This is a genomic window from Streptomyces phaeolivaceus (genome assembly GCF_009184865.1).
GTDB lineage: Bacteria > Actinomycetota > Actinomycetes > Streptomycetales > Streptomycetaceae > Streptomyces > Streptomyces phaeolivaceus.
This window is the reverse complement of sequence record NZ_CP045096.1, coordinates 8,613,126-8,626,496: the sequence shown is the minus strand read 5'-3', so window position 1 is coordinate 8,626,496 and position 13,371 is coordinate 8,613,126. Positions and strand designations below refer to the sequence as shown.

Below are 13,371 nucleotides of genomic sequence, written 5' to 3'. Positions count from 1 at the left end.
GCCGGCCGCCCCTCGTTCTTCAGGGGCGCGGGGAACTGCGCGACCAGCCACAACACACCCGCGGCCGCCCTACGACGAACAACCCGTCCCCCTCACGCGCGCGTGGCCCGAAGCCACGCCCCCTCACGCAACAACCGCAGCCCGTTCAGCCCCACCACCACGGTCGACCCCTCGTGCCCGGCCACCCCGAGGGGCAACGGCAGATGCCCCACCAGATCCCACACCACCAGCACGGCGATGCACACCCCCGCGATCACCAGGTTCTGCACCACCAGCCGCCGAGCCGCCCGCGACAGCCGCACCACCGCCGGAATCGCCCCCAGCTCGTCCCGTACCACCACCGCGTCCGCCGTCTCCAACGCGAGATCGGACCCGGCGCGCCCCATCGCCACCCCGGAGTGCGCGGCGGCGAGCGCGGGCGCGTCATTGACCCCGTCCCCGACGAACAACACCTTCGCGCCCCCGTCCTGAAGCTCCCGTACGGCCGCCACCTTGTCCTGCGGCAGCAGCCCGGCCCGTACGTCGGCGATCCCGGTGTCCGAGGCCACCTGGGCGGCGGCCCGTGCGTTGTCCCCGGTCAACAGCACCGGAGACGCCCCGGTCACGGCGGTGAGGGCGGAGACGGCGGCGGGGGCGTCGTGGCGGAGCCGGTCGGCCAGGGTGAGCGTCCCGACGGCGGCCCCGTCGCGCTCGACGAGCACGGTCGTGCCGTTCGCACTCTCCCCGTGCTCCCCCGGCCGCCCCACCGTCACCACGCGCCCCTCGACGGTCGCCCGCACCCCCCGTCCGGGCAGGGCCACGAAAGCCTCGGCGGCGGCGACCCGCAGCCCCCGGGCCCCGGCGGCGGCCACCACCGCGCGGGCCAGCGGATGTTCGCTTCGGTGCTCGGCGGACGCGGCCAGCGCCAGCAGGCCGTCCTCGTCCAGCCCGGAGCCCGGCGGCGGCCGTACGGCGACGACCTCGGGCATGCCCTCCGTGAGCGTGCCGGTCTTGTCGAGCGCGGCGACGTCGATCTCACCCAGCCGCTCCATCGCGACGGCGGACTTCACGAGGACGCCATGGCGGCCGGCGTTGGCGATGGCGGAGAGCAGCGGCGGCATGGTGGCGAGGACGACCGCGCAGGGCGAGGCCACGATCATGAAGGTCATCGCGCGGAGGAGGGCGGCCGTGAGGTCCTCTCCGAAGGCCAGGGGGACGCCGAAGACGGCGAGGGTGGCGACGACGACACCGACGGCGTACCGCTGTTCGACCTTCTCGATGAACAGCTGGGTGGGCGCCTTGGTGCGGGAGGCCTCCTCGACGAGGCTCACGATGCGGGCGATGACGGAGTCGGCGGGGTCGCGGGCGACGCGGACACGCAGCGCGCCGGTGCCGTTGAGGGTGCCCGCGAAGACCTCGTCGCCGGGGGACTTGGGGACGGGCAGCGGTTCGCCGGTGATGGTGGCCTGGTCGGCCTCGCTCTCGCCCTCCAGGACCCGGCCGTCGGCGCCGATGCGTTCGCCGGGGCGGACCAGCACCACGTCCCCGACGGCGAGTTCACCGGTCGGCACGGTCTCCTCGGCGGAGCCGTCCGCCGGCAGCCGGGTGGCCGTGGTGGGAGCCAGATCGAGGAGGCCCCGTACGGAGTCCGCGGTCCGGGCGGTGGCCAGGGCCTCCAGGGCGCCGGAGGTCGCGAAGATGACGATGAGCAGGGCGCCGTCGAGGACCTGGCCGATCGAGGCCGCGCCCAGCGCCGCGACGATCATCAGCAGATCGACGTCGAGGCTCTTCTCGCGCAGCGCCCGCAGCCCTTCGAGGGCGGGCTCCCAGCCGCCGGCCGCGTAGGCGACGGCGTAGAGCGGGCCGTGGAGCCAGGCGGAGGCTCCGGCCAGGTCCAGCGGGAGGGCGAGCAGGAACGCGACGGTCGAGACCAGCGCCCAGCGGGCCTCAGGCAGGGCGAGGACGCGGGTGCGGCGGCGGGGGGCCGTCGGCGCGGACGGACGACGGGCCGGTGACGGGGCAAGGGTGGCGGACACGGGCACACCGTACAGGAATACTGGAACACATGAAGACTCATTCATGCCTTCATGGGTGAGAGGTAGGATACCCGCCATGGGTCATGGAGCGGTCACCTCAGCGCGGGACGCCACCCCTCGGGTGCGTCTGGACGCGGCCAACGCCGCCAAGGTGGCCACCACCCTCCAGGCCCTCTCCACCCCGTCCCGCCTGCTGATCCTGGCCCGGCTGCGCGAAGGCCCGCTCCCGGCGACCGAGTTGGCCGCCGAGGTCGGGATGGAGCAGTCCGCCTGCTCCCACCAGTTGCGCCTGCTGCGCAACCTCGGCCTGGTCGTGGGCGAACGGCGGGGCCGTTCGGTCGTGTACGCGCTGCACGACCACCATGTCGCCGAACTGCTGGACCAGGCCGTCTACCACGTCGAGCACTTGAGGCTGGGGCTCAGCGACGCGCCGGACGGGGACGGGGACGTCGAGTGAGGTGCCGCTTCCGGGCAACGGGCGAGGCCCCGGCCTGAGGGCCGGGGCCTGTGCGCGGGCGGGCGTCCGGGCAGGCACCGAGGCGGCTGCCCGGGGTGGGGTCACGTCGCGGGAAGCGCGGGGAGCGTCACGGCCGGCAGGCCGCCCAGCAGGCCTCCGAGGAGACCGCCGACCAAGCCGGTGACCAGGCCGAGGACCGGCTGCAGAAGGCCGGTGACGACTCCGAGGACCGGGGCGAGCAGACCGGTCACCGCGCCCAGCACGGCGCCCAGGTCGAGCGAGGTCAGCGCCTTGAGCAGCGCGTCGACCGCGGCCTGGAGCGCGGCCAGCAGATCCGCGACCGGGTCGGCCGCCGCGGCGGCGCGGTCGGTACCGGCCGGGGCCGCCGCCTCCAGCTTCTGGAGCCGCTGCTGCACGGTGGTGTTGGCGGTCCGCAGGGCGGCGACGTGCCGGGCCGCCTCGACCGTGTCCAGCTTGTCGGCGTCCAGCTTGGTGATGGCCCTCAACTCGCCCAGCAGCGGGGCGAGTACGTCGTCCTCGTCCATCCGGTCGAGCAGGTCCAGCTGGTTGAGCAGCAGGTCGGCGTCGGTCTCGACGGCTTCCGTCACCGTCACCGTCTCCGTCTCCGTGGTCGTCTCTGTGACCGTTTCCGTGGCCGTTTCCGTGGCCGCGTCCGTCTCGGCGTCGAGGTCCGCCAGCAGCTCGTCCATGTCGAGTTCGATCTGTGCGAGGAGCGCCTCCACGTCGGCGATCTCCTTGTCGACGATGGCGTCCGCCTCGGCCTCCTCCTTCTCCAGGAGCGCGTCGATCTCCACGTCCAACGCGTCGAAGAAGGCGTCCAGATCGGGTTCGGGGACCGCGGCGGTCCTCTGGGAGGCGCGGTCCGAGGCGGTGCGGCCCGCGTCGACGGCCGCGGTGGCGTTACCGACCGGACCGAAGACCAGTGCCCCGCAGACCAGGGGCGACAGGAGAAGGGCACGGGAGACGAGGGCGCGCATGCACGTTCCTTTCGAAGCAGCAGTCCTTGCGCTCACCGTGAAACCCGCCACGACCCACCGCAACCGATCACCGCCCCGGGCCCCGCCCCGCCCATCGACGACGCCCACGACTCTGACCAGCGCGTTTCTCCCGGCGGACGGCGCCGGACGACTCCGTTCGACTCGCTCGGGCGGTTCGTCCGTCAGAGTGCGGGAGGCCGACACGCCGGACCTCGGCCGACGTCAGCCGGTCTGTTCGGCGAACGCCGCGTACGCCTCGTCGTCGAAGAGGACGAATCTGACCTCGTCGACCGAGGTGTCGGTGGTGCGCACGGTCTCCACGGCGATACGGGCGGCGTCGTTCATCGGCCAGCCGTAGACGCCGGCGGAGACGGCCGGGAAGGCGACCGTGCGGGCGCCCAACTCGTCGGCGACGCGCAGGGATTCGCGGTAGCAGGAGACGAGGAGGGCGGAGCGGTCGAGGCTCTGGCTGTAGACGGGTCCGACCGTGTGGATGACCCAGCGCGCGTCCAGGTCGCCCGCCGTGGTGGCGACGGCCCGGCCGGTCGGCAGGCCCCGGCCGTAGTGGGAGGCGCGGAGCTTGCGGCAGTCGGCGAGGATGGCGGGGCCGCCGCGCCGGTGGATCGCGCCGTCCACTCCTCCCCCGCCGAGGAGGGAGGAGTTCGCGGCGTTGACGATGGCGTCGACGGACTGCTGGGTGATGTCGCCCCGGACGAGGGTGATGGTGGTCATGCCCGCCTCTATATCAGCCGACGGGGGCGGTGGGCCCGCCCATATATCGGCCGATGGGACCGGCCCGGCCCGCCCACATGTCAGCTCACTGGCGGCGGCCCTACCCCCGTGGATCGGGGCCGTCGCCCAGGCCCGCGAGGCGCAGCAGCAGCGACTTGATCTCGGTGGCGGCGTACGCCTCACGGCGCGGCTCGCCGGTGGAGCAGAGCAGTACGGGTCCGTCGTCGGGGTCGGCGGGGAGGCGGCCGTGGCTGCCGCTGACGCCTGCGGGGTCCAGCGGGACCGTGCTGATGCGGTAGCGGAGGCCCAGTTTCTTGCGGGCGACCTGGCCGACCGCGCGGAGCTTCACCGCGGGGACGGTCTCGTCGTAGAGCAGCTCGGCGGGGTCGTAGCCGGGCTTGCGGTGGATCTCGACCTGGCGGGCGAAGTCGGGGGCGTGCGCGTCGTCGAGCCAGTAGTAGTACGTGAACCAGGCGTCGGGGTCGGCGACGGCGACGAGTTCGCCGGAGCGTTCGTGGTCCAGGCCCTGGGCCGCCTTGCCTTCGGCGTCCAACACCTGTTCCACGCCGTCGAGTTCGGCCAGGATCTTGGCGACGTCGGCCGTGTCGGCCGGGTCCCGTACATAGACGTGGGCGATCTGGTGGTCGGCGACGGCGAAGGCGCGGGAGGTCCAGGGGTCGAGGTACTCCATGCCGTCCTGGGTGTGGACTTCGAGCAGTCCGGCGCGGCGCAGGGCCCGGTTGATGTCGACGGGGCGGGAGACGGGGGTGATGCCGTACTCGCTGAGCGCGACCACCGTGGCGCCCGCGTCCAGGAAGTGGTCGATCAACGGGCGCAGCGCGTCGTCGAGTTGGCGGGCGGCCCGGGTCGTGGCGGGCGAGTCGGGGCCGGATCGCTGGGGCTCGTAGTCGAGTTGGGGGATGTAGACCAGGGTGAGGTCGGGGTCGTGCTCGTCGAAGACCTGGCGGGCGGCGCCGAGGATCCACTGGGTGGAGGGCATGCCGGCGTTGGGGCCCCAGTAGGTGAACAGGGGGAACGGGCCCAGCCGCTCGGTGAGTTCGTCGTGCAGGGACGGTGGCCAGGTGTAGCAGTCGGGTTCCTTGCGGCCGTCGGAGTAGTAGACCGGGCGGGGTGTGACGGTGAGGTCGACGTCCGCGCCCATGGCGTACCACCAGCAGATGTTGGCGACCTTGTACCCGGGGTCGGATCTGCGGGCGGTCTCCCAGATCTTCTCGCCGCCGACGAGCGCGTTGTGCTGGCGCCACAGCAGCACCTCGCCGAGGTCCCGGAAGTACCAGCCGTTGGCCACCGCGCCGTGTCCGGCGGGCGGTTCGCCGGTGAGAAACGTGGACTGGACCGTGCAGGTGACGGCGGGCAGCACGGGGTCGAGCCGGGCCCGGAAGCCGCGTTCGCCGAGGGCGGCCACGGCGGGCATGTGGCGGAGCAGTTTGGGGGTGAGGCCGACGATGTCGAGGACGACGAGCCGGTTCGCGGGGGTGGTGCTCATTGGTGCTCCTCCTTGAGGCCGAGGCCGGTCAACCGGGCGCGGGCCCAGGCGAGTTCGGCGGCGATGCCGCCGGGCAGGTCGGTGGGCGGTTCGGGCAGGACGGACCAGGTGTAGGTCTCGACCTCGATGTGGTCGCAGTCGGCCGAGGCCCCGCCGAGCAGTCCTGCCAGCACCCGGCTCAGTTGGTCGGCGGTGGTGCGCAGCGGCGGTTCGGGGTCGGCGTGCAGCGGGGCGTGGAAGTGGACGCGCCAGGGGCCGGTGTCGGTGGGCAGCCCGCCGTCCAGCGCGTCCGGGAGATCATCGACGCCCCGCACCTCGGACGCCTCCCACACCTCCTGCACCGCTTGTGTCTCCTGCGCCTCCTGCGCCTCTTGCACCTCTTGCACCGCCGCCGTACGCGTCTGATGCAGGAACCGTGGCTCCGCGAGGCGCCGCAGGGCGGTGCGGGCGGCGGGGGCGGACGGGTCGGTGGCCTCGATCGCGCAGGACGCCTGGAGCTTGACGACCGGCAGCCCGGCCTCGGCGAGGCGGCGCAGGGCCGCGCCGGGTTCCTCGAACTGGACGGCGAGATGGCAGGCGTCGAGGCAGACGCCGAGCCGCTCGGGGTCAAGGCCGCGCAGCTCCCGTACGGCCTGGGCGGTGGTCTCCACGACACAGCCCGGCTCCGGTTCGAAGCCGACCCGGACACGGCGGCCGGTCTCCGACTCGATCGCGGCGAGCCCGGCGGTGAGCCGGTCCAGGGCCCGGCGGGCGGTGTCGGCGCGGTCCGCCGGCCAGGGGGTGCGCCAGGCCAGCGGCAGGGTGGAGACGCTGCCGCGTTCGGCGTCGTCCGGGAGGAGCGCGGTGAGGACCCGGGCGCAGTCGAGGGTGTGGCTCAGCCGGGCCTCGTCGGCCCAGTCGGGGAGGTAGACGTCCTTCTTGACCACCTCACGGTGGAACCCGGCGTACGGGAAGGCGTTGAGGGTGACGGTCTCCAGGCCGCGCGCGGCGAGTTCGTCGCGCAGGCGCCGCAACTCGCCCGGTTCCGCCACCAGTTGACGGACGACATCGCGGGCTAGCCAGAGGCCGATGCCCAGCCGGTCGACGCCTAGGCGCTCGCGGACCGGTTCGGCGTGGGTGGCGAGTTGGGCGAGGACGCCGTCGAGGTCCTCGGCCTGGTGGACGTTGCTGCAGTAGCCGAGGTGGACGGCGGTGCCGTCCGGGTGCCGGAAGCGCATGGCCCGCCCTCCCTCATTCCCCGCCGCGCCGGATGGAGTTGCCCTGGAAGCTCGACTCCTCGTCCGGTTTGGGCTCGTCGAGGTCCAGCCGTCCGCTCTGCCCTTAGAAGGCGACGGGGTTGCGCCACAGCACCCGGTCCACGGCGTCGTCGTCGAACCCGGCGGCGAGCATCGCGTCGGCGGTCCTCCGGGTCTTGAGCGGGTCCGAACGGCCCCAGTCGGCAGCCGAGTTGACGAGGACGCGTTCCGTGCCGTGCGAGCGGAGGATGGTGACCATGCGATCCTCGCTCATCTTGGTCCTCGGGTAGATGGAGAACCCGGCCCAGCAGCCGCTGTCGAGGACCATGCCGACGGTCAGTTCGTTGAGGTGGTCGAGGACGACCAGTTCGGGGGCGATGCCCGACTCCCGTACGACGTCCAGGGTGCGGCGGGTGCCGGTGGCCTTGTCGCGGTGCGGGGTGTGCACCAGGGCGGGCAGTTCGTGCTCGATCGCCAACTGGAGCTGGAGCGCGAGCGCCTCGTCCTCCTCCGGTGTCATGGAGTCGTAGCCGATCTCGCCGACGGCGACCACCCGGTCCTTGGCGAGGTAGCGCGGCAGCTCGTCCAGCACCGGCCGGCAGCGCGGGTCGTTGGCCTCCTTGGGGTTGAGCGCGATCGTGCAGAAGTGCTGGATGCCGAACTGGGCGGCCCGGTAGGGCTCCCAGCCCAGCAGCGCGTCGAAGTAGTCGTAGAAGCTCTCGGGCGAGGAGCGGGGCTGGCCCAGCCAGAACGCCGGCTCGACGACGGCGCGCACCCCGGCCGCGTGCATCGCCTCGTAGTCGTCGGTGGTGCGGGAGGTCATATGGATGTGGGGATCGAAGATGCGCACGAGTGGGCCTTTTTTCCTCGGGTGGTCCGGTGAACGCCGCCGACCGCAGGGGCGAGGCGGCGGCCGTGGGGGCTGTGGGGAGGGGGTGGCTGTGGGAGGTGGTGGCTGGGCGGAAGGGGACGCTAGGCGGAGGAGGCAGAGGGGGCCGGGGTGGTGGTCGCGCTCCGGAGGGCCGTCAGGGCGCGCTCGGCGGCCTCACGGCGGTCGGGGGAGGCGGCGGCCGTCTCGGCACCGAGTCCGCCGATGAGGTGTTCGGCGGCGGGGAAGGCGCGGACGACGGGCCAGATGTCCGCCGGTACGTCCCGTCCGGCGGCGACCCGCTCGTGCGCGAAGTCGGCGAGCATACGGGCGAGTTCGGCGTCGGCGCGGGCGGCGAGCCCGGCGATCCGGTCCAGCGGGATCTCCTGGAAGACGCACTTGAGCACGGCCTGCCGGTACTCGGCGTCCGGCAGCCTGGCGGCGCCGTACGGTCCGAGGGCGGCCTCGACGATGCTGCCGTCGTTGCCGCGCAGGGCCTCGCGGACGAGGGGCAGGGCGAGGTCGCCGAGGGGTTCTTCGGAGGTGTCGCCCCCCTCCGCGTCGGCGAGCAGCGGCAGCGCCCGCAGGACGGCCCGCTGTTCGGCCGGGTCGCCGTGGCGGAAGAGGCCCGCCAGTTCGTCGGCGAGCGGCTGCCCGTCCAGCGGCAGCGCGCCGAGCAGGACGGCGCGGGCCGCCTCGTCCACGGTCCACCGCCCGTCCAGCCGCGCCCGGCCGCAGCGCCTTCGGGCGGCGGGGAACAGGGCGCGTACGGCGGCGGGCCGTTCGGCGATCCGGGCCACGGCCTCGTCGAGCCAGGCGCGGCCCGCCGGGTCGAGCGGATGGCGGGCGAGCAGACCTCGGGGGTCGACGGCTTCGGAGGAGTCGGCGGAGTCGGCGGAGTCAGAGGAGTCGGTGGGTTCGGCCGCATCGGGGAGCGGTGTCGCGATCGGGACCATGACGGAACAACCTCATGTGGGGTGGAGGGGGGTGGGGTGGGGAGGTGCTGGGCCGTGGTGGGGTCAGGCCGTCGCCGCGCGGAGGAAGTCCAGTGAGCGACGGGCCACTTCGGGGGCGTCGAGGGAGCCGCCCTGGATCTCCACGGAGACCAGTCCGCGGTGGTCGAGGTCCCGGAGGGCGGCGAGTACGGGCGGGAAGTCGATCTCGCCGGTGCCGAGTTCGAGGTGCTGGTGGACGCCCCTCCGCATGTCCTCGATCTGCACGTTCAGCAGGCGCGGGGCGGCGAGGCGGACGCATTCCAGCACGGTCCGCTCCTCCACGCAGTGCGCGTGCCCGATGTCGAGGGTGATCCCGAACAGTTCGTGTCCGCCGACCATCTCGGCGAGTTCCAGGCACCGTTCCACGGTGTCGACGAACATGTACGGCTCGGGTTCGAAGGCCAGCGAGACGCCGTACTTCCCCGCCGTCTCCAGGACGGTCTCGACGCCCGCCGCGAGCCGCTTCCACGCGTCGCGTTCGGGCAGCCCTTCGTCGGGCGCGGGGCCGCTGCACAGGTGGACGGTGGGCGAACCCAGGTCGGCGGCGATGCGTACGGCCCGCCGCAGCAGGTCGATCCGGCGCTCGGCGCCTTCCGTCATGAGGGTCGGGTGGTGCTTGCCCCAGGGGTCGAGGAGGTAGGGCGCGCCGGTCTCCACCGTCACGTCGAGCCCGTGCCGGGCCAGGTCCCGGGCGACGGCGGTCACCCGCCGGGGCAGATCGTCGGCGGTCGGGTCGAGGTGGCCGTGGTCGAGGGTGAGCGCGACACCGTCGTAGCCGAGGTCGGCGAGGACCGCGAGGACGTCGCCGAGCCGGTGGTTGGTGAAGCCGTTGGTGCCGTAGCCGAACCTGAGGGATGCAGGAGATGTCAGGGGCGTAGGAGATGCCAGGGATGTGGGAGATGTGGCAGACGTGAGGGATGTGGGAGATGGGGAAGGTGTGGGGTCATTCCGGCTCTCCTCCCGCGGAGGTCCGTGCTGTTCAGGTGGGGGATATGCGCCGGGCCAGCCGTCGCGCGAGAGGGTGGACGACACCGAGGGCCGCCGCGGCGGCCGTGGCTCCGCCGCGTGCGGTCAGCGCCGCCTGCAGGGGCATCAGCCCGAGGATCCCGGCCCCGACGGCCCGCCGTACGTTCTCGCCGGACGGCTCCCGTACGGCACGGGCCTGGGCCGTCCCGTAGCTGCCGAGGTAGACGAGGGCCCCGGCGGTGACGACGACGGCGCGGGCGGCGGTGGCACGCGAGACACCGGCGGTCGCGGCCGTGCGGACGGCCGGGAGCGCGGCGGCGAGGACGGTGGTCGTGGAGGCGGCGAGGGTCGCGGCCGGCAGCCGGGCGGGGGCGCCGGAGATCTCGTGGCGGCTGAGCGCGGTCAGGGTGTAGGTGTGGGCGCCGACCAGCGCGGCGGGGACGGCGCCGCGCCGCAGGGCGGCCCCGGTCCCGGTCGTGCCGCCCGTCCCGGGCCCGGCGGCGAGCGCGCCGGCGAGGACGTCCAGGGCGCGGGCGGCGGCCATGGCGGCCGGACCGGCCGGGGTGGACTTGAGCTTGAGGTCGTACGCCCAGACGGCACCGGCCAGCGGAAGCGCTCCCACAAGGCTGCGGCGGCCCCCGGAGACGGCGGCGAGCGCGAGGCCCCCGGCGGTCAGGGCAGCCGCGACGGCGAGGGCGGTTCGGCGTGGCACTCGGCCCGACGGGACGGGGCGCCCGGGGCGCTCGACCGCGTCGATCGTGGCGTCGGCGTAGTCGTTGAGGGCCATGCCGGCCCAGTAGAGGCAGACGGACGAACCCATCACGCCGAACGTCCGCGCGCCCAGTGGGTGTCCGGCCGCGGCGGCACCCGCGAGCACATCGCCGGGGACGCTCAAGGCGGCCGGTGCCCGCACGAGTTGTGCCAGGTCGGCGAGGCCCACGGCAGGTCGCGAGCCGGAACCCGGTACCGCTGTCCGATCTTCCATGGCGGCAACTTACCCACGTCACTTGAACATTCACATGGAGAAAGTGTGAAGACCTTTGTCGATCCGTGACGTTGCCTTGCGCGTCGATGAACCTCAGGGTTCGAACCTCAGGCTTCCTGGCGCAGCCTGCGCCACACCGCCTTGGCCGCGTTGTGCCCGGACATGCCGTGCACCCCGGGGCCCGGCGGGGTCGCCGAGGAGCAGATGAAGACGGCCGGGTGCGGGGTGCCGTACGGGAAGAGGGAGAGCTTGGGGCGGAGCAGCAGTTGGAGTCCGGAGGCGGCGCCGCAGGCGATGTCGCCGCCCACGTAGTTGGCGTTGTGCGCGGCCAGCTCGGGCGGGCCGGCGGTGGCGCGGGCGAGCACCCGGTCGCGGAACCCCGGGGCGAATCGCTCCAGTTGACGCTCGACGGCGTCCGTCAGGTCGCCCGTCCAGCCGTTCGGGACATGGCCGTACGCCCAGAAGACATGCTTGCCCTCGGGGGCCCGGCCGGGGTCGACCAGGCTGGGCTGCACGGTGATCAGGAAGGGCGCGTCGGGCGCCCGGCCCTGCCGGGAGGCCGCGTCGAGCGCCGCGCCGATCTCGGCCCTGCTCGCGCCGGCCTGGACGGTCCCGGCGCGGCGCGCCTCCTCGGCGGTCCAGGGCACGGGGCCGTCCAGCGCGTAGTCCAGCTTGAAGACGCTCGCGCCGTAGCGGTACGAGGCGTAGTGGTTGCCGAAGCCCGCGATCCTGGCCAGCGCGGTGGGCGAGGTGTCGAAGACGTACGCGCGGGCGGGCGGCAGGTCGTCGAGGCGCTTGACCTCGTAGTCGGTGTGGACGGTGCCGCCGAGGTCCTTCAGATACGCGGTGAGCGCGTCGGAGATGGCCTGGGAGCCGCCCCGGGCGACCGGCCAGCCGGCGGCGTGCGCGGCCAGCGCGAAGACCAGGCCGACGGCGCCGGTGGCGAGGCCGCCGAGCGGGGCGATGACATGGGCGACGAGCCCGGCGAACAGCGCCTGGGCCCGCTCGTCCTTGAAGCGGCGCATCAGCCATGTGGACGGCGGCAGCCCCACCAGGCCGAACCGGGCGAGGGTGACCGGGTCGCGGGGCAGTGCGGACAGCGGCAGGGACATGAAGTCCCGGACGAGCGTCTCCCACTTGGGCAGGAACGGCTGGACCAGCCTGCGGTACGCGCCCGCGTCACGCGGTCCGAAGGAGGCGGCCGTCTCCGCCACCGAGCGCGCCAGCACGGCCGCCGAGCCGTCCAGGAAGGGGTGCGCCATCGGCAGCTCGGCGTGCAGCCACTCCAGGCCGTACCGGTGGAGCGGCATCGCCCTGAACGCGGGCGAGTTGACGCCCAGCGGGTGCGCGGCCGAGCAGGGGTCGTGGTGGAAGCCGGGCAGGGTCAGCTCCGCGGTGCGGGCGCCCCCTCCCACGGTGTCCTTCGCCTCGAACACGGCCACGGAGAAGCCGCGGCGGGCCAGCTCCACGGCAGCTGTCAGGCCGTTCGGCCCCGCCCCCACCACCACCGCGTCGAGCATCGACGGCACGTCCGGACCCCTTCGTCAGCCGATGGCCAAGCGTCGCCGGCGGAATCCCCGCCCGCCGACAGACCTGCGCTCAGGATATGCCCGGCCACCGACAGGCCTGGGGAAGGGTGGGCCCCACCCACGGACGCGCCGGTTCCGCTTCAGACCCCGCCCACGGACGCACCAGTTCCACTTGAGGCTCCGCCGGACAGCAGGCCCACCACCCGGCGGGCCGTCGCCGCGTCCCGGGCGGTGGTGAACGGCAGGGTGTTGCCGCCGGTTATCCGGAAGGGCTCGCCGGCCAGGGTGAGGTGGGCGCCGCCCGCCTCCTCGACCAGCAGCAGTCCGGCGGCGTGGTCCCAGGCCGCCTCCCAGCTGAAGGCGGTCGCGTCCAACCGGCCCTCGGCGACGGCGAGATACTCCAGCCCGGCCGAGCCGCAGGCACGCGGGGCCACCCCGTCCGTCCAGAGGCCGAGCAGCGCCCGCTTCTGCTCCTCCGTGGTGTAGTCCGGATGGGAGGTGGCGATGACGAGGTCACGGCCGGGGTCGGGTGATCCGGCGCGCAGGGGCTCGCCGTCGAGCGTGGCCCCCTGGCCGCGTATCGCCGCGGCGAGCCGGTCGAGGGCGGGTGCGTACGTCCAGGAGGCGCGCAGGACCCCGCCCTGGGCGAGGGCGACGAGCGTGCAGAAGCCGGGCTCGCCGCGCACGAACTGCCGGGTGCCGTCCACCGGGTCGACGATCCAGACCGGCGCTTCGCCCTGGATCGCCTCGTACGACGCCGGATCGGCGTGCACCGCCTCCTCGCCGACCACGACCGAGCCGGGCAGCAGCGCGGCGAGCGCCTCCGTCAGATACAGCTCGGCCTTGCGGTCGGCGTCGGTCACCAGGTCGTGCGGGCCGCTCTTCTCGTCGATCTCGTGCGCGGCGAGCTGCCGGAAGCGCGGCATGATCTCCGCGGCGGCGGCCTTGCGGATCGCTTCCTCGACGTCCGAGGCGTGCCGAGCGAGAAACTCGTCGATGGTTTCGTTGTCTTCGATCATGTCTCCATGACAGCACGCGGCACTGACAATCCCCACCCGTCCGGTGTATTCGGGAGGGAATCGCC

General features: G+C 73.6%; 11 protein-coding genes and 1 pseudogene. 1 reads left to right on the top strand and 11 read right to left on the bottom strand.

Translation table 11 applies throughout. The annotated features are described in order from the left end of the window. Positions 1-92 precede the first annotated feature (92 nt). On the bottom strand, positions 93-2,060 hold the full coding sequence (locus F9278_RS39395) for a heavy metal translocating P-type ATPase (protein WP_193241841.1): 1,968 nt from the start codon (positions 2,058-2,060) through the stop codon (positions 93-95). 31 nt (positions 2,061-2,091) lie between these two features. Here F9278_RS39395 and F9278_RS39390 point away from each other — a divergent pair, with 31 nt between their 5' ends. Continuing rightward, complete coding sequence (locus F9278_RS39390; RefSeq protein ID WP_152172562.1) at positions 2,092-2,472, top strand: ArsR/SmtB family transcription factor; 381 nt, start codon at positions 2,092-2,094, stop codon at positions 2,470-2,472. Positions 2,473-2,573: 101 nt separating this feature from the next. Here F9278_RS39390 and F9278_RS39385 read toward each other — a convergent pair whose 3' ends face one another. The 10 genes and pseudogenes from F9278_RS39385 to F9278_RS39335 form a co-directional block, all read right to left on the bottom strand. Further along, positions 2,574-3,470 carry a hypothetical protein gene (locus F9278_RS39385; RefSeq protein WP_152172561.1) on the bottom strand — a complete coding sequence of 299 codons (897 nt, stop codon included), beginning with the start codon at positions 3,468-3,470 and terminating at the stop codon, positions 2,574-2,576. Between the two features lie 222 nt (positions 3,471-3,692). Continuing rightward, a complete protein-coding gene (locus F9278_RS39380) occupies positions 3,693-4,202 on the bottom strand; it encodes an O-acetyl-ADP-ribose deacetylase (RefSeq protein ID WP_152172560.1) in 510 nt (169 codons plus the stop codon). A gap of 100 nt (positions 4,203-4,302) precedes the next feature. Next, positions 4,303-5,709, bottom strand: a complete 1,407-nt coding sequence (locus F9278_RS39375; RefSeq protein ID WP_152172559.1) for an alkaline phosphatase family protein — start codon at positions 5,707-5,709, stop codon at positions 4,303-4,305. Beyond that, complete coding sequence (eboE, locus tag F9278_RS39370) at positions 5,706-6,926, bottom strand: metabolite traffic protein EboE (RefSeq protein WP_152172558.1); 1,221 nt, start codon at positions 6,924-6,926, stop codon at positions 5,706-5,708. The genes F9278_RS39375 and eboE overlap by 4 nt, the downstream gene beginning before the upstream one ends. A 13-nt stretch (positions 6,927-6,939) precedes the next feature. After that, positions 6,940-7,794: pseudogene (locus F9278_RS39365) on the bottom strand (TatD family hydrolase). A gap of 122 nt (positions 7,795-7,916) precedes the next feature. Beyond that, the gene (locus F9278_RS39355; RefSeq protein WP_193241840.1) at positions 7,917-8,768 is read right to left on the bottom strand and encodes an EboA domain-containing protein; all 852 of its coding nucleotides are present in this window, start codon (positions 8,766-8,768) and stop codon (positions 7,917-7,919) included. Positions 8,769-8,831: 63 nt separating this feature from the next. Further along, positions 8,832-9,677 carry a sugar phosphate isomerase/epimerase family protein gene (locus F9278_RS39350; RefSeq protein ID WP_152174400.1) on the bottom strand — a complete coding sequence of 282 codons (846 nt, stop codon included), beginning with the start codon at positions 9,675-9,677 and terminating at the stop codon, positions 8,832-8,834. A 109-nt stretch (positions 9,678-9,786) separates the two neighbouring features. Further along, entirely contained in the window at positions 9,787-10,758 is a 972-nt protein-coding gene (locus F9278_RS39345) for an SCO3242 family prenyltransferase (RefSeq protein ID WP_193241839.1), read from the bottom strand. 107 nt (positions 10,759-10,865) lie between these two features. Next, positions 10,866-12,278 carry a phytoene desaturase family protein gene (locus F9278_RS39340; RefSeq protein ID WP_152174398.1) on the bottom strand — a complete coding sequence of 471 codons (1,413 nt, stop codon included), beginning with the start codon at positions 12,276-12,278 and terminating at the stop codon, positions 10,866-10,868. A gap of 149 nt (positions 12,279-12,427) precedes the next feature. Beyond that, the gene (locus tag F9278_RS39335) at positions 12,428-13,306 is read right to left on the bottom strand and encodes an inositol monophosphatase family protein (protein ID WP_152172557.1); all 879 of its coding nucleotides are present in this window, start codon (positions 13,304-13,306) and stop codon (positions 12,428-12,430) included. Positions 13,307-13,371 lie beyond the last annotated feature (65 nt).